The organism is Delftia sp. WY8 (assembly GCF_018437695.1).
Taxonomy (GTDB): domain Bacteria; phylum Pseudomonadota; class Gammaproteobacteria; order Burkholderiales; family Burkholderiaceae_C; genus Comamonas; species Comamonas tsuruhatensis.
The window spans coordinates 3760950-3775395 of record NZ_CP049795.1 but is presented as its reverse complement, the minus strand read 5'-3'; the positions used below and the strand labels follow the sequence as shown (position 1 = coordinate 3775395).

The 14446-nt window shown below is 67.1% G+C and carries 16 protein-coding genes; 13 read left to right on the top strand and 3 right to left on the bottom strand.

What is annotated here, in order from left to right; all coding sequences use genetic code 11:
• Positions 1–13: 13 nt before the first annotated feature.
• Complete coding sequence (locus G4D77_RS17395; protein WP_154833092.1) at positions 14–961, top strand: response regulator transcription factor; 948 nt, start codon at positions 14–16, stop codon at positions 959–961.
• Here G4D77_RS17395 and G4D77_RS17390 read toward each other — a convergent pair.
• Entirely contained in the window at positions 934–1428 is a 495-nt protein-coding gene (locus tag G4D77_RS17390) for a PACE efflux transporter (RefSeq protein ID WP_016452173.1), read from the bottom strand. The two genes, G4D77_RS17395 and G4D77_RS17390, sit on opposite strands and share 28 nt — an antisense overlap.
• A 74-nt stretch (positions 1429–1502) precedes the next feature.
• On the opposite strand from G4D77_RS17390, the gene G4D77_RS17385 reads away from it, so the two are divergent.
• The 4 genes from G4D77_RS17385 (at position 1503) to G4D77_RS17370 (ending at position 5536) form a co-directional block, all read left to right on the top strand.
• Positions 1503–2414, top strand: a complete 912-nt coding sequence (locus G4D77_RS17385; RefSeq protein ID WP_017404947.1) for a LysR family transcriptional regulator — start codon at positions 1503–1505, stop codon at positions 2412–2414.
• A gap of 150 nt (positions 2415–2564) precedes the next feature.
• Positions 2565–4214, top strand: a complete 1650-nt coding sequence (locus tag G4D77_RS17380) for a M30 family zinc metallopeptidase (RefSeq protein ID WP_154833090.1) — start codon at positions 2565–2567, stop codon at positions 4212–4214.
• 5 nt (positions 4215–4219) lie between these two features.
• Complete coding sequence (locus G4D77_RS17375; RefSeq protein WP_061287487.1) at positions 4220–4624, top strand: hypothetical protein; 405 nt, start codon at positions 4220–4222, stop codon at positions 4622–4624.
• Positions 4625–4651: 27 nt separating this feature from the next.
• Positions 4652–5536 carry a PPK2 family polyphosphate kinase gene (locus tag G4D77_RS17370; protein WP_154833088.1) on the top strand — a complete coding sequence of 295 codons (885 nt, stop codon included), beginning with the start codon at positions 4652–4654 and terminating at the stop codon, positions 5534–5536.
• 24 nt (positions 5537–5560) lie between these two features.
• Here the strand turns inward: G4D77_RS17370 and G4D77_RS17365 are convergent, their stop codons facing one another.
• On the bottom strand, positions 5561–6379 hold the full coding sequence (locus tag G4D77_RS17365; RefSeq protein ID WP_154833086.1) for a fumarylacetoacetate hydrolase family protein: 819 nt from the start codon (positions 6377–6379) through the stop codon (positions 5561–5563).
• A gap of 176 nt (positions 6380–6555) precedes the next feature.
• Between G4D77_RS17365 and G4D77_RS17360 the strand changes: the two genes are divergently transcribed.
• The 8 genes from G4D77_RS17360 to G4D77_RS31005 all read left to right on the top strand — a co-directional run bounded on the left by G4D77_RS17360 (position 6556) and on the right by G4D77_RS31005 (position 13750).
• Positions 6556–7860 (top strand): Glu/Leu/Phe/Val family dehydrogenase, encoded by a 1305-nt coding sequence (locus G4D77_RS17360; protein WP_016450234.1) that lies wholly within the window; start codon positions 6556–6558, stop codon positions 7858–7860.
• 322 nt (positions 7861–8182) lie between these two features.
• Positions 8183–9151, top strand: coding sequence for a Bug family tripartite tricarboxylate transporter substrate binding protein (locus G4D77_RS17355; protein ID WP_012202149.1), 969 nt, complete (start codon positions 8183–8185; stop codon positions 9149–9151).
• 30 nt (positions 9152–9181) lie between these two features.
• Entirely contained in the window at positions 9182–10762 is a 1581-nt protein-coding gene (locus G4D77_RS17350; protein ID WP_154833084.1) for a class I adenylate-forming enzyme family protein, read from the top strand.
• A gap of 14 nt (positions 10763–10776) precedes the next feature.
• The gene (locus G4D77_RS17345) at positions 10777–11766 is read left to right on the top strand and encodes a tripartite tricarboxylate transporter substrate binding protein (RefSeq protein WP_154833082.1); all 990 of its coding nucleotides are present in this window, start codon (positions 10777–10779) and stop codon (positions 11764–11766) included.
• Positions 11767–11792: 26 nt separating this feature from the next.
• Complete coding sequence (locus tag G4D77_RS17340) at positions 11793–12245, top strand: PaaI family thioesterase (RefSeq protein WP_034348652.1); 453 nt, start codon at positions 11793–11795, stop codon at positions 12243–12245.
• 347 nt (positions 12246–12592) lie between these two features.
• Positions 12593–13069 (top strand): Rap1a/Tai family immunity protein, encoded by a 477-nt coding sequence (locus G4D77_RS17335; protein ID WP_154833080.1) that lies wholly within the window; start codon positions 12593–12595, stop codon positions 13067–13069.
• A complete protein-coding gene (locus tag G4D77_RS17330; RefSeq protein WP_082848245.1) occupies positions 13066–13554 on the top strand; it encodes a T6SS effector amidase Tae4 family protein in 489 nt (162 codons plus the stop codon). Before G4D77_RS17335 ends, G4D77_RS17330 begins: the two co-directional genes overlap by 4 nt.
• 70 nt (positions 13555–13624) lie before the next feature.
• Positions 13625–13750 (top strand): hypothetical protein, encoded by a 126-nt coding sequence (locus G4D77_RS31005; protein WP_265334601.1) that lies wholly within the window; start codon positions 13625–13627, stop codon positions 13748–13750.
• A gap of 77 nt (positions 13751–13827) precedes the next feature.
• Here the strand turns inward: G4D77_RS31005 and G4D77_RS17325 are convergent, their stop codons facing one another.
• Positions 13828–14373 carry a hypothetical protein gene (locus G4D77_RS17325; RefSeq protein WP_154833079.1) on the bottom strand — a complete coding sequence of 182 codons (546 nt, stop codon included), beginning with the start codon at positions 14371–14373 and terminating at the stop codon, positions 13828–13830.
• Between the last annotated feature and the right edge of the window lie 73 nt (positions 14374–14446).

The following is a 14446-nucleotide window of genomic DNA, read 5'->3' as shown; positions in this document are numbered from 1 at the left end:
GCAAAGGCCACAGATGACGACCGCCGACAGCAGCAGACACCCCAGCCACCCCCCTCACAACGCCCACGTCATCCTCGTGGTGGACGACGCGCTGGACAGCCTTCGCATGCTGTGCGATGCCCTGGCCGCCGAAGGCTACGTGGTGCTCGCCGCGCGCGATGCCGACGAGGCGCTGCAGCGCTTTGCCCTGACCGTGCCCGATGGCGTGCTGCTGGACGCCGTCATGCCCGGCATGGACGGCTTCACGCTGTGCCGCCGGCTCAAGGACACGCCGGCCTGGGCCCACGTGCCCGTGGTCTTCATGACCGGCCTGTCGGACACGGACCAGATCATCCGCGGCTTTGCCAGCGGCGGCGTGGACTACGTGGTCAAGCCGCTGCGCATCCCCGAGGTGCTGGTGCGCCTGGCCACCCATGTGCGCAACGCCCGCGCAACGCGCCAGGCGCAGGAGGCCGTGGACGTGGCGGGGCTGGGGGTGGTGGTGCTCGACGGCCAGGGCCGCGTGGCCTGGCGCTCTCCCCAGGCAGCGCGCTGGCTGGAGGAGGCCTTTGCGGACCAGCCCTTCCCCATGGAGGCGGCCGGGGACTGGCTGGCCGGTGCCCACCAGCCGGACCAGGCCGGTCACCAGGATCTGGCGCTGGCCCTGGCCGATGGCCGCCAGTTGCTGGCGCGCCACATGGGCGCCAGCGGCCTGGGGGAGTCGATGGTGCTGCTCAGCCACGAGGCGCCGCAGGCGCCCGCCGCGCGCCGGCTGCAGCAGGTGGCGCTCACCCCGCGCGAGACCGAGGTGCTGTCATGGCTGAGCAAGGGCAAGACCAACCGCGACATCGCCGACATCCTGGGCATGAGCCCGCGCACGGTCAACAAGCACCTGGAGCACATCTTCGAGAAACTCGGCGTGGAGACCCGCACGGCCGCCGCCGCCGTGGCCGGTCAGCTGCTGCAGGCCGGCTCGCCCTGAGCGCGGGGTGCCACCGCAGCGGATGCCGAGGCCGAGGCCGGCAGGCCGAACACATGGTCGAAGCACCAGTTGAAGACATAGGTGTAGACCAGGAAGAAGACCAGCAGGCCGGCCTCCATCACCGTGGCCTCCCACAGCGTGACGCCGAACCACCAGGCCATCAGCGGGATCAGCACCATGGCCAGGCCGCCCTCGAAGCCCAGGGCGTGCACCACGCGGCGCAGCACCGAGCGGCCCTTGACGCTCTGGCGCGACTCCCACTGCTCGAACAGGTGGTTGAAGGTCAGGTTCCAGACGATGGCCAGCGTGGAGGCGGCAATCGCCATGCCGCCAGAATGCCCGGCGCTCTGGCCGATGGCCATGAACAGCAGGCTGGAGGCGAGGATGGCGATCAATTCATACAGGGTCACGAAGACCACTTTGCGCTTGGGCCCCTGGAGGCCCTTTTTGTGTGTCTGCAAGGTCATAGGGAGCGCAGTCTATATGCCGACAATTGAACGTTAAAGTCAGATTCTTTCAATAAATCTGACAGGTCCCCACCATGTCCTTTCCAGCCGACCAGGTGCCGCTGTTCATTGCCGTGCTGGACCACGGCTCGTTTTCCGCCGCCGCGCGCCAGCTGGGCCGCGTGCCCTCGGCCGTGAGCATGGCCATCGCCCAGCTGGAGGCCGAGCTGGACCTGCAGCTGTTCGACCGCAGCGGCCGCGAGCCCCGGCCCACGGCGGCGGCACGCGCACTCGAACCCCAGGCCCGGCTGCTGGCCGCCCAGCTGCAGCAGCTCAACCACCAGGCGCTGGCCCTGCACCAGGGACTGGAGGAGCGGCTGACCCTGGTGATCGCGCCCGAGCTGCTGTCCACGGCCTGGGCCGCGCCGCTGCAGCCGCTGGTCGAGGAATTCCCGGGTCTGGAGGTGGAAGTGCTGGTGGCCGCCCAGGTCGATGCGCTCAAGGAACTGCACTCGGGCCGCGCACATCTGGCCCTGGTCTTCGAGCGCCCGGCCATCGACGGGCGCGAGGATTTCCAGGAGATGGGCCAGGAAACCATGGTCGCCGTGATGGCGGCCAGGCACCCGCTGGCCCGGCAACTGGGCGTGGACGGGCAGCAACGCCTGGACGTGGGCCAGCTGGCCGGCGCGCGCCAGATCCTGCTGGCCAGCCGCGACCTGGCCCATACCGATCCGCGCTTCGTGTTCTCGCACCAGCTGTGGCGCACGGACAGCCACCTGGCGGCCCTGTCGCTGATCTCGGCCGGCCTGGGCTGGGGGTGGCTGCCCTTCAGCGTCGCCGAGCCCCTGCTGCAAACGGGCGCGCTGCTGCGCATCCCGCTGTGCAACATCAGCAACGGCACCCAGCTGTTCGTCGATTGGGTGTGGTCCAAGGAGCGCCCGCTGGGGCTGGCGGCGCGGCGGTTCGTGGAGCAGTTGCAGGTGCCGGTGCGGCTGGAGCCCAGGTGAGGCCTGCGGCTTGCGACCTGCAGGCAAGCCCTGCGCCTACACGCGGGAAACCGGCCGGTGCTTGCCGCCTGCAGGCAGGCCTGGGATAGTGGCGCAAGCGTCCGGCCGCCCTCCTTCTTCTGGCTGGACATGGACCATCGAGAGGAACCCATGTTTCAAGATCACTTTGGGGGCAAGGCCCTTGTTGCACTGGTACTGGGTGCGGGACTGGCAGGCTGCGGCGGCGGGGGCGGCGGCTCCACGCCGGGCGACTCCATCACGACACAGTTGACCCCCGCCTGCACGGGCGCCTCGTGCGGCGCGACCGACGCCACCACCTATTCCGGCCAGGGCGTCGGCGTCTGGAGCTACACCAACGCCACCGCCGCAGAGCAGCCCGTTGCCGTGGGCCTGCGCAATCTGGGCACCCGGCCCGTGACGCTGATCTATACCAACACCGGCGATGCCGCCGTGGCCCTGCCGCCCATCACGCTCACGCCGCCAGCCGCAGCGGCGCAGGGCATTGCGGCGCAACAGTCGCTGAGCGCTGCGCAGCTGGTCAACCAGATCCCCCAGCGCGTACGTGACTTCAAGCCAAGCCTGCCCGCCCCGGTTGCAGGGCAGAGCGTGCAGCCCTCGCGCGCGGTGTCGGCGGCCGTGCTGCCCGTGGGCAGCCAGCGCAGCTGGTTCGTCAACACGGAAAGCCCCACGGTCGAGACGCGCAGCGCCACGCTGCGGCGCCAGACCACCGCGCCCACGCCCACGGGCACCCGCACCATCAATCTGTGGCTGGAAGACAGCGAGTACGGCAGCGCCAAGGTCAGCGACGCCCTGCTGGACACCGTGATACAGCGCTTCGCCAGCGGGCCGGATTCCGTGCACGCCCTGGTCACGGGGCTGGCGGGCCAGCCCTGGGGAGCCCAGGCCCACAGCGAGCTGATCGCGGCCGACCAGCCGATCGACATCGTGTTCGTGAACTTCACGCCCGACAGCCAGCCCTACGGCCTGCTGGGCTACTTCTGGGCCGTGAACAACTTCAAGCGCACGGCCGGCAGCTCGCAGTTCCAGTACAGCAACGAATCGCTGTCGTTCTACATGGACACGGAAACGCTGTACCTGGGCGGCGCCAACGGGCTGACCACGCAGATCAGCACGCTGTCGCACGAGTTCATCCACATGATCAACTTCTACCAGCGCGGCGCGCTCAAGGGCTCGGACTACATGTTCGACACCTTCCTGGAAGAGATGTCGGCCCTGATGTCCGAAGACATCCTGGCCGAAAGACTCACGCCCGGCACCAATCCCATGCGTGACGGCCGCATCACCGGCTGGATGTCCAAGCCCGGCTTCAACTGCGACCTGGCCAGCTGGGCCTCGGATGTCAATGCCACCTGCTTCGGCTACAACGTCACGGGCAGCCTGGGCGCCTATCTGCTGCGCCAGCACGGCGTGGGCTTCTACCAGCAAATGCTGAGGAACACCTCCTCGCCCGACTCGCTGCAGGTGCTCGGCAACGCCATTGCACAGGCCGGTGGCCCCTCGTTGCCCGTCACGCTGCAGCGATGGGGGTCCAACATCGCCCTGTTGCCTTCCAGCGGCCCGGCCGGCTACGGCTGGCCCGCACGCACGGACCAGGGCTTCACCCTGGTGGGCATCGACGGCCAGCGCTATGCGGCGGCACGCCGCCTGCCCGCCACCGTGCCCGCCCAGCTCGCGGCGCGCGGCCACTTTCCCTTCGTACGCCAGCCGGACGCCCAGGGCCTGTACCAGGAGCAGTTGCGCGTTCCCGCCGGCACCACCCTCACCGCCATCGTGCAATGACCGCCATGACCCAGACATCCCATACCGCAGTTGCCCGGGCCCTGCCCCTGCTGCTGGCCGGCAGCCTGTCGCTGCTGGCCACGGCCTGCGCCGCGCCACCTCCACCTCCTGCAACCGCACCGGCGCCCGCTTCGGCATCGGCCGCGCCCGCCGCGCCGGATGCCGGCCAACCCCTGACCCTGCAAGGCCGTCTGGTGCTGCGCGGCAATGCGCCCCATGAGCAGCCCGTTCTGCAGACCACCTCCGGCGAGACCTGGCAGCTCCAGGGCCTGAGCGCCGAGCAGATCACGCAGTGGCAGCGGCAGAACGTGGAAGTCCGGGGCCAGCCCGGCCCCAGGCCCGCAGCTGGCGCCGCGCCTTCGATGGCGCAGCCGCAACTGCAGGTGCAATCCATTCGCGCCCGGCCCTGACATTCCACCTCACCCACCGCTCTATCCATGGACGCCTCCAACCCTTTCTCCAGCCGCGATGCGGCCGTGCAAAAGCTCTGGGAACAGTGGCAGCCGCGCTCCGCCAAGTCCGACAAGGACAAGGACAAGGACAAGCCCATTGCCCTGGCCGACTTCGACCCGGGCGCCAAGCCCTTTTCCAATGGCAACGGCAAGGCCGAGGACAAGGTCGCCGTCGAGGCCCTGGCCGAGGAGCTGGATGCGCTGCAGAACCTGCTGTACGCCGACCGCCGCTACAAGCTGCTGGTCGTGCTGCAGGGCACGGACACGGCGGGCAAGGACGGCACCATCCGTGGCGTCTTCGGCCGCATGAGTGCGCTGGGCGTGCACGCCGTGGGCTGGAAGGCCCCCACCGAGGCCGAGCGCGCCCATGACTACCTGTGGCGCATCCACCAGCAGGTGCCTGCCGCTGGCGAAATCACGGTCTTCAACCGCAGCCATTACGAGGACGTGCTGGTGCCCGTGGTCAACGGCTGGATCACACCCGAGCAGCAGCGCCAGCGCTTTGCCCACATCAACGACTTCGAGCGCATGCTCAGCGAGACGGGCACCGTGGTCGTCAAGTTCCTGCTGCACATCAGCGCCGACGAACAGCGCATGCGCCTGCAGGAGCGCCTGGACGACCCGACCAAGCACTGGAAGTTCGACGAGAACGACATGAAGGTGCGCACGCAGTGGAAGGACTACCAGCAGGCCTACGGCCAGCTGCTGGGCGCCACGCATACGCCCTGGGCGCCCTGGACCATCGTGCCGGCCGACTCCAAGACGCACCGCAACCTCATGATCGCCACCTTGCTGCGCGAGGTGCTGCGCAACCTGGAACTGCGCTTTCCGCCCGGCGATCCGGCCCTCAAGGACTACAAGATCACCTGATCACTCGATGGCCTGCCTGAAGCCTCACAGCTGCAGGCGGGCCTCGGCGATGCCGTCCAGCTCGGCCACCACCAGGTCGCCGGCCTGGGCAAAGGCCAGTCCATTCCACGTGCCCGTGGTCACCACCGTGCCTGCGGGCACGTTGCCATAGCGGCGCACCAGCTCCTGCAACCAGCCGGCCAGCAGCCACAGCGGATCGCCCAGCGGATGCGTTCCGGTGAACGCCTGCAGCGGCGCCGCACCCACGCGCAACCGGCAGACCTGGGCAGACCAGTCCCGCGGCGACTCGCGCGGCAGCAGCCGCGAAGCGTCCTGCCACGGCCCCAGCACCAGGGCGCCATGGCACAGGCCGTCGGCGGCCAGCAGCAGCGGCGGCGCCTTCAGGTGCTGGCGCCAGCGCGTATCCACCACCTCGATGGCGGCGGTGATGCCGTCGATCAGCTCCAGCCCATCGCCGGGCTGCAGCGCGGCAGCCATCTCGGCCGTCACCTCGCGGCCCAGGCGCAGGGCGATCTCGGCTTCGATGCCGCGCAGGTGCAGCGGCGCGCCACCGGCCACCGAAGGACTGGCCCAGACGCCTTCTTCGGGCAGCGGCGCATGGGTCAGCGGGGCATCGCGGCGCGGCGCGCCAGACTTCCAATAGCCCGGAACGCGGCCCGGTCCCTGCTGGCTGCCAGCCACGCGCCAGCCCAGGGCGGGCGCCATGGCGGCCTGCACGGCCTGCGCATCTGCGGGCGTGCGCACCACGTCGGCCCAGTCGTCGGCATCCAGCAATTCGCCGCTGTGGCGCGCCTGGAGCAGCGCATGGGCCAAGGCTGTGGGAGTGCGGGGGTTGTTCGTCATGGAGCGGCTTTCTTGGTGTGCATCGGAGGGTCGCAAGCGGCCCCGATTGTCCGCTGGACAAGGCGATCCCATGGTTATGCATTAAATGCATAAGGCTCTCGCGCATAAGGCGTTGGACAGCGCATAGCCCCGGGAATAAGCTCAAAACCCTCAGACAACTCTTGTGTGGAACCACCATGCAGCAACCCGCTTCGGCCGGCGTTACCAACCACGCCATCCCTTCCTACCTGCAGGCCGATCACCTCGGCCCCTGGGGCAATTACCTGCAGCAGGTCGATCGCGTCACCCCCTACCTGGGCCATCTCGCCCGCTGGGTCGAAACCCTCAAGCGCCCCAAGCGCATCCTGATCGTCGATGTGCCGATCGAGCTGGACAACGGCACCATCGCCCACTACGAAGGCTACCGCGTGCAGCACAACCTGAGCCGCGGCCCCGGCAAGGGCGGCGTGCGTTTCCACCAGGACGTGACCCTGTCCGAAGTCATGGCCCTGTCGGCCTGGATGTCGGTCAAGAACGCGGCCGTCAACGTGCCCTACGGCGGCGCCAAGGGCGGCATCCGTGTCGATCCCAAGACGCTGTCGCGCGGTGAGCTGGAGCGCCTGACGCGCCGCTACACCAGCGAGATCGGCCTGCTGATCGGCCCCTCCAAGGACATTCCAGCGCCTGACGTCAACACGAACGGCCAGATCATGTCCTGGATGATGGACACCTACTCCATGAACACCGGCGCCACCGCCACCGGCGTGGTCACGGGCAAGCCCGTGGACCTGGGCGGCTCGCTGGGCCGCGTCGAGGCCACCGGCCGCGGCGTGTTCACCGTGGGCGTGGAAGCGGCCAAGCTGACCGGCCTGTCGGTCCAGGGCGCGCGCATTGCCGTGCAGGGCTTCGGCAACGTGGGCGGCACGGCCGGCAAGCTGTTCGCCGACGCGGGCGCCAAGGTCGTGGCCGTGCAGGACCACACCGGCACCATCCGCAACGCCAACGGTCTGGATGTGACGGCCCTGCTGGCCCACGTGGCCGCCAAGGGCGGCGTGGGCGGCTTTGACGGCGCCGAAGCCATGGACGCTGCCGATTTCTGGGGCGTGGACTGCGACATCCTGATCCCCGCCGCACTGGAAGGCCAGATCACCAAGGACAACGCCGGCAAGATCAAGGCCAAGATGGTGATCGAGGGCGCCAACGGCCCCACCACCACCGAGGCCGACGACATCCTGACCGAAAAGGGCGTGCTGGTGCTGCCCGACGTGCTGGCCAATGCCGGCGGCGTGACGGTGAGCTACTTCGAATGGGTGCAGGACTTCTCCAGCTTCTTCTGGAGCGAGGACGAGATCAACGCCCGCCTGGTGCGCATCATGCAGGACGCCTTCGCGGCCATCTGGCAGGTGGCCCAGCAGCACGGCGTGACGCTGCGCACCGCCACCTTCATCGTGGCCTGCCAGCGCATCCTGCATGCCCGCGAAATGCGGGGACTGTATCCCTGATCACCCCCTGAGGTGCGGACGCGCCTTCCCCCCCTCTCTGCTTGCTTCGCAAGGGAGGGGGACGACACCCTCGCGGCAGGGCGGCCCTTGCTCGGTGTCCCTGACTTGGGACGCGCCAGTTTTTGGCGCTGTGCACCACACGGTCAATGAAAGGCGCTTCGGCGCCTTTTTTCTTGTGGCCGCCTTTTCGGCAAGGGGTTAGCACGCGTTCCAGTGGGCCTAAGCGCGGGTTTCCGAATGGCGAAGCGGATCTCCAGTCAAACCCTGGTGCCCTGTGGCCCAGGGTTTTCTATCGTTGCGGGCAGTGAACTGGAGACTGCCCATGACCGTCCGCCGCAGCCTGCTGGCCCTGCTGGCCGCTTTGCCTTTTTTCTCCCTGGCTCCTGCCGCCGCGCTGGCGGCGGCCTGGCCTGAACGCCCCATCACCATCGTGGTGCCGGCCGCCGCTGGCGGCACCACGGACATTGCCGCGCGCGTGCTGGCCGAGAAGATGGGCAAGGACCTGGGCACCTCGGTGGTGGTGGAGAACAAGGGCGGTGGCGGCGGCAGCATCGGCACGGCCCAGGTGGCGCGCGCCAGGCCCGATGGCTACACGCTGCTCATGGGCAACATCGGCCCGGTGGCCATCAATTTCAGCCTGTACAAGCAGCTCAGCTACAAGGAAAGCGATCTGCGCGGCATCACCAATGTGATCTCCGTGCCCAACATCCTCGTGGTCCATGCCGATTCGCCCGTGCGCAGCGTGCGCGAGCTGGTGGAGCTGGCCAGGACCCGGCGCCTGAACGTGTCCACGTCGGGCGTGGGCCAGTCGCCGCACATGTCCTCTGAGATGTTCCGCCAGAAGGCCGGCATCGAGGTCACGCTCGTGCCCTTTCCCGGGGCCGCGCCTGCGGTCACGGCGCTGCTGGGCCAGCAGGTGGACTACATGATCGACAACCTGCCCAGCTCCATGCCGCACATCAGGAGCGGCAAGTTCCGTGCGCTGGCCATCACCAGCGCCACGCGCTCGGCCCAGTTGCCCGAGGTGCCCACCATGACCGAGGCCGGCGTGCCCATGCAGGTCACGGCCTGGTTCGGGCTGCTGGCCCCTGCCGGCACGCCCGATGCCGTGGTCGAGCGCATCCAGCAGTCGGCCCGGCGCGCCATGCAGACGGCCGAGGTGCGCCAGCGCTTTGCCGACCTGGGCGGCGTGCCCGGTGGCGAGACACCGGCCGAGTACGACGCCTTCATCGCCCAGGAACGCAAGAGCTGGGCCCAGATCGTCAAGGCCGCAGGCCTGTCGCTGGAATAGTTCTCCCCTCCCGTCCGTCCCTCCCCTCCCATGCAAGAAGACATCGCCGCCCTGCTGCGCCAGCCCTTTGGCTCGCTGCCCGAACTCGTCGCGCTGCAGGCCAGCCAGCGCCCCCACCACACCGCCCTGGCCATGGACGGCCGCAGCCTCGACTACGCCGCGCTGCGCCTAGGCATGGACCGCGTGGCCCTGCGCCTGCAACGCCAGGGCCTGGGCCCCGGCGACGTGGTGGCCATCTGCGCGGGCAGCTCGCCCGAGTACGTGCTGGCCTTCCTGGGTGCGTTGCGCGCGGGCGTGGCCGTGGCGCCGCTGGCCCCGTCGGCCACGGCCGGCCACCTGAGCGCCATGCTGGACAACTGCGGCGCCCGGCTGGTGCTGCGCGATGCGGAAACCGCCGCGCAATGGCCGCTGCAGGCCGGACAGGATCTGCAATGCGTGGCCCTGGACGGCGCTGTCGAAGCCGGCATGCCGTGGTCGCAATGGCTGGCTGCGGACGAAGCGGACCATGGCACGGCACCCACGCCCATCCACCCCCAGCCCGACTGGCCCTTCAACGTCATCTACTCCTCGGGCACCACGGGCGTGCCCAAGGGCATCGTCCAGTCCTGGGCCATGCGCTGGGCCCATGTGCAGCGCGCCATCCACAACGGCTACGGGCCCGATGCCGTCTCGCTGTGCGCCACGCCGCTGTACTCCAACACCACCCTGGTCGCGGCCCTGCCCACCCTGGGGCTGGGCGGCACCCTGGTGCTGATGCGCAAGTTCGACGCGGCGCACTACCTGGAACTGGCCGAGCGCCACCGTGCCACCCACACCATGCTCGTGCCCGTGCAGTACCAGCGGCTGATGCAGTGCCCGGGGTTCGACAGCGCCGACCTGAGCCGCCTGCAGCACAAGTTCTGCACCAGCGCACCGTTCCATCCCGCGCTCAAGGCCGAGGTGCTGCGCCGCTGGCCCGGACGGCTCATCGAGTACTACGGCATGACCGAAGGCGGCGTGCGCTGCGAGCTGCACTGCCATGACTTCCCCGACAAGCTGCACACCGTGGGCAGGCCGGGACCGGGCGCCGACATCCGCTTCATCGATGAGCAGGGCCGTGAACTGCCGCCCGGCGAGCAGGGCGAGATCGTGGGCCGCTCGGCCGGGATGATGAGCGGCTACCACCGCCTGCCCGACAAGACGCAGGAGGCCGAATGGTTCGATGCCCAGGGCCTGCGCTTCATCCGCAGCGGCGACGTGGGCCGCCTGGACGAGGACGGCTTCATCGTGCTGGGCGACCGCAAGAAGGACATGATCATCACGGGCGGCTTCAACGTCTACCCGAGCGACATCGAGTCCGTGCTGCTGCAGCACCCGCAGGTGGCCGAATGCGCGGTAATCGGCGTGCCCTCCGATGCTTGGGGCGAGACCCCCGTGGCCTACGCCGTGGCGCGCCCCGATGCCACACCCTCGGCCGCCGAGCTGCGCGAATGGCTCAACGCCCGCGTGGGCAAGACCCAGCGCGTGGCCGAGCTGCGGCTGGCCGCCAGCCTGCCGCGCAGCGAGATCGGCAAAGTGCTCAAGCGCGCGCTGCGCGAGCAGTACCAGGCCGGCGCCCTGTCCACTTCATGAAACGGAGTCCCCCCATGCCCATGCACCCACTCCCGCGCCGCCGCCTGCTGTCCTGCCTGGCCCTGGCGACCTGCGCCCTGCTGGCCCCGGCCGCCCATGCTGCCGAGGCCTGGCCTGCCAAGCCCATCCAGCTGGTCATTCCCTATCCACCCGGCGGCAGTGCCGACCTGCTGGGCCGCCCTCTGGCCGTGCAGCTGCAGCAGCAGCTGGGCCAGCCCGTGGTGCTGGAGTACAAGCCCGGCGCAGGCGGCACGCTGGCCTCGCAATACGTGGCGCGCGCCAGGCCCGATGGCTACACCGTGCTCATGGTGCTGGCCGCCCATGCCATCAACGACAGCCTCTATCCCAAGCTGCCCTACGACACCCGCCGCGACTTCGCGCCCGTGTCTTTGGTGGCCAACCTGCCCATGGTGGTTGCCGCCAGCAGCAAGCTGCCGGCCAGGAACATCCAGGAACTCATCCAGGCCGCCAAGGCCAACCCCGGCAAGCTCACCTTCGGCTCGGCGGGCAACGGCAACACGGGGCATCTGGCGGCCGAGTACTTCGGCTCCATGGCAGGCGTGCGCATGACCCATGTGCCCTACAAGGGCAGCGCGGGCGTGGTCAACGCCATGCTGGCCGGCGACATCGACCTGACCTTCGACAGCATCTCCACCTCCATGCCCCATATCCGCAGCGGGCGCATGCACGCGCTGGCCGTCACCAGCCCGCAGCGCTCGGCGCTGGCGCCCGAGGTGCCCACCATCCAGGAGCAGGGCATCGCAGGCTTCGACGTGACCGGCTGGTACGCCGTCATCGCGCCGGCCGGCACGCCCGCCGAAGCCACCCAGCGCCTGAGCCGCGAGATCGCCTCCGCCCTGCGCCAGCCCGCGCTGCAGGCCCAGCTGGCCGCCGGCGGCTACGAGCCCGTGGGCTCCACGCCCGAGGCGCTGCAGGCGCATATCGACAAGGAAATCACGCGCTGGGCCACTGTCGTCAAATCGACAGGTGCACGGGTGGATTGAGTCATGCCGATGCGATGATTGCCCGCATGAACACACCCATCAAAGACCACCCGGCCAACCCCTTCGAAGGCGAGGCGCCCGGCATCCTCTTCGGCCTGCCCATGCCCATGGCCCGCGCCATGAAGCTCAGCGGTGAACGCATCGGCGATGACCGCGCCCAGATCCGCATGGGCTTTCAACCGGACCAGGCCAACAGCCGCGGCGACGTGCACGGCGGCGCCATTGCCTCGCTGCTGGACTGCGCCCTGGCCTCGGCCTGCCGCTCGCATGACCCCACGGCCTTCGGCGTGGCCACCATCGATCTCACGCTGCACTACGTCTCGGCCGGCAGCGGCGATCTCATCGCCACCGCCCACTGCGAGCGGCGCGGCCGCTCCATCAGCTTCGCGCGCGGCGAAGTGCGCTCCGAGGACGGCACCCTGGTGGCCCTGGCCACGGGGACGTTCAAGCTGATGGCGCGTGGCGGGGCTCAGGCCTGAGTGATCACCTCTTTCGCTGGCGCACGGCACGCCCCCAGGAAATACCGCCTCATCTGAAGCGGTATTTTTTGAAGACACTTATTGTTACCTCCCTAACAAGGACGCGAAAGATTCCACCATTCTCCCAAGAGCAATCTTGCCGTATGACTGCATTCCGGCAGGCTCGTACATGCCCAAATGACTGGCAATTCACTCAAACAGGAATGATGGCTATTGCCCAGACATGCCTGGCCAGTCAATAATTGCCCTTCGCCCCGGAGCTTCCAGCCAGAATACAACTGCCAGTGCATGTTGATTGAGCCAAGAACTCTCGCACTCAAATCATCGCTTCATCATGAAAGGCAGAGATGGCAATGTACGGATTCTTGAGGGTTCACACAGACAGCAGAAAATCACCAGTCTTTGGCAATCCGGTGCCGTTCTGTTTTTGGAAGTATCTTTCCAGCCCTATTCTCATTATTTTTACTTTGACACTGGGTGTCTTTCCCCATGCCAACGCTGAGACCCGGCTTGCCCGACCAGTTCCAGATTCCCAGCGGCTGATCATCGAGAACAACAATTTATCGGCGGATACGTTCTTTACTGCATATATGAGCAAAAACCTCATGGAAAGAAGATATGCGGAGATGTATCTGCTCGGTGTTCTGGACGCCACGGAAGGACGGGTCTGGTGCGATTACCAGCATTTCAAGACCATCACTCTGGCAGAAGTACTTCACAGCGGATTGAGCAAATTGGATCTCAAGCAGCGTGAGTCACGGGCTGCCCATGTCATCAGCGACATTCTTGGAAAAGAGTTTCCTTGCAAAGGCGGGAAAAAATGAAACCGTCCTACGCAACGCTCAAATCTCATCACTATTCGGCCAACGAGCTGAACTCCAGCCATGTGTCTCGCACAGCACTCTATGAGGAGCTTGGATACGACGATGCAGCATTGATCCGACAAAACGCCGGTTATCAGAACACCTGCGCAACCAGATTGAGCCTGGCCCTGATCAAGTCAGGCGTCATCATCAACGGGCGATTGAAGATAAAAACCGGGAAATACAAAGGCCGGACGTTCGAGCCCGGCGCAAAGCTACTCGCTGATCAGCTTGCCAAGCCCCATATACTTGGCAAGCCTCAGATATTCAGCGCTGCCGATGCACATACCAAATTGTCCGGCAAGAAAGGGGTAATCTTCTTCTGGAAGATTGCAGGCTACAACGGAGGCCATATTGATGTGATTGAATCCCAAAATAGCACTCAGGTGTGTAACTCAGCATGCTATTTCGATTCAAAAGAAATATGGTTCTGGCCTTTGGACTGATCCTGGGCACACCATCACCCTTCTCGACGCCCGCAAACCGCTAGCCGCCATCTCGGCATCGGGCGACTCCATGGCAGCCACAGGCCAGCAGCACTACTTTCGTCTGGCGCCTGAAGCCAGCCAGACACCCGCGCAGCACCACTACCTGCCGCTGGGCATGGACGTGGAGCCCGACTGCTCCCCATCTGCCCAATAGCGCGCGCCGGGTCTTGCCCCCAGATCGCGGCGCGCACAAGGAAAGCGCATGCCGCGCTTTCCTTTTCACTCAAGCGGTCAGAGCCGCTTTTCCTTGGCCTCGATCAGCTTCTGCATCAGTTCGCAGACCTGCCTGGCCTGCTCCTGCGTGATGTCGATGTTCTCGATCACCGAGCGCTTGAACTGGATGCCGTTGACTGCGCCGCTGTTCTCGATGAAGCCCAGCGTCAGGGTGCGGTTCAGGAAGTAGATGACGACGGCGATGCCCCAGCCGATCAGCATGACCACCAGGCCTGCAAAGAAGCTCTGGGCCATCATGGACCCGCCCATGAACAGCGACAGGGCACCGATGCCCAGCGCCGTCTTCCAGGGCTTGTGATAGCCGTAGTAGGTGGAGCAGATGCCCTGCAGCGGGATCAGGCGCGACTGGGTGCCCGACAGCGAGGCGCTGCTGAACTCCAGGCGCTCGCTGCCCACGCGGATGGTGGTGGTGGGATCGATGTTGACCTTGGACAGGATCCAGGCGACCAGGCCGCCTTCGCGGCCTGTGATGGCAATGTGGTTGCCCTTGTCGTCTATGGGTTGCTCGCTGGCTTTCCAGGCCTTGATGACCAATGCACTCACGGTAATACCCTCTCTTGAATGTTTGAGAAACCACGGGCTGTCCCGCCATGGCATTGCACCACCGGGGCCGCCT

What these genes read in the sequence shown, in the direction of transcription:
- G4D77_RS17395 (WP_154833092.1), top strand. Translation starts at nt 14, where the DNA reads ATGACGACCGCCGACAGCAGCAGACACCCCAGCCACCCCCCTCACAAC.
- G4D77_RS17390 (WP_016452173.1), bottom strand. Translation starts at nt 1,428, where the DNA reads ATGACCTTGCAGACACACAAAAAGGGCCTCCAGGGGCCCAAGCGCAAA.
- G4D77_RS17385 (WP_017404947.1), top strand. Translation starts at nt 1,503, where the DNA reads ATGTCCTTTCCAGCCGACCAGGTGCCGCTGTTCATTGCCGTGCTGGAC.
- G4D77_RS17380 (WP_154833090.1), top strand. Translation starts at nt 2,565, where the DNA reads ATGTTTCAAGATCACTTTGGGGGCAAGGCCCTTGTTGCACTGGTACTG.
- G4D77_RS17375 (WP_061287487.1), top strand. Translation starts at nt 4,220, where the DNA reads ATGACCCAGACATCCCATACCGCAGTTGCCCGGGCCCTGCCCCTGCTG.
- G4D77_RS17370 (WP_154833088.1), top strand. Translation starts at nt 4,652, where the DNA reads ATGGACGCCTCCAACCCTTTCTCCAGCCGCGATGCGGCCGTGCAAAAG.
- G4D77_RS17365 (WP_154833086.1), bottom strand. Translation starts at nt 6,379, where the DNA reads ATGACGAACAACCCCCGCACTCCCACAGCCTTGGCCCATGCGCTGCTC.
- G4D77_RS17360 (WP_016450234.1), top strand. Translation starts at nt 6,556, where the DNA reads ATGCAGCAACCCGCTTCGGCCGGCGTTACCAACCACGCCATCCCTTCC.
- G4D77_RS17355 (WP_012202149.1), top strand. Translation starts at nt 8,183, where the DNA reads ATGACCGTCCGCCGCAGCCTGCTGGCCCTGCTGGCCGCTTTGCCTTTT.
- G4D77_RS17350 (WP_154833084.1), top strand. Translation starts at nt 9,182, where the DNA reads ATGCAAGAAGACATCGCCGCCCTGCTGCGCCAGCCCTTTGGCTCGCTG.
- G4D77_RS17345 (WP_154833082.1), top strand. Translation starts at nt 10,777, where the DNA reads ATGCCCATGCACCCACTCCCGCGCCGCCGCCTGCTGTCCTGCCTGGCC.
- G4D77_RS17340 (WP_034348652.1), top strand. Translation starts at nt 11,793, where the DNA reads ATGAACACACCCATCAAAGACCACCCGGCCAACCCCTTCGAAGGCGAG.
- G4D77_RS17335 (WP_154833080.1), top strand. Translation starts at nt 12,593, where the DNA reads ATGGCAATGTACGGATTCTTGAGGGTTCACACAGACAGCAGAAAATCA.
- G4D77_RS17330 (WP_082848245.1), top strand. Translation starts at nt 13,066, where the DNA reads ATGAAACCGTCCTACGCAACGCTCAAATCTCATCACTATTCGGCCAAC.
- G4D77_RS31005 (WP_265334601.1), top strand. Translation starts at nt 13,625, where the DNA reads ATGGCAGCCACAGGCCAGCAGCACTACTTTCGTCTGGCGCCTGAAGCC.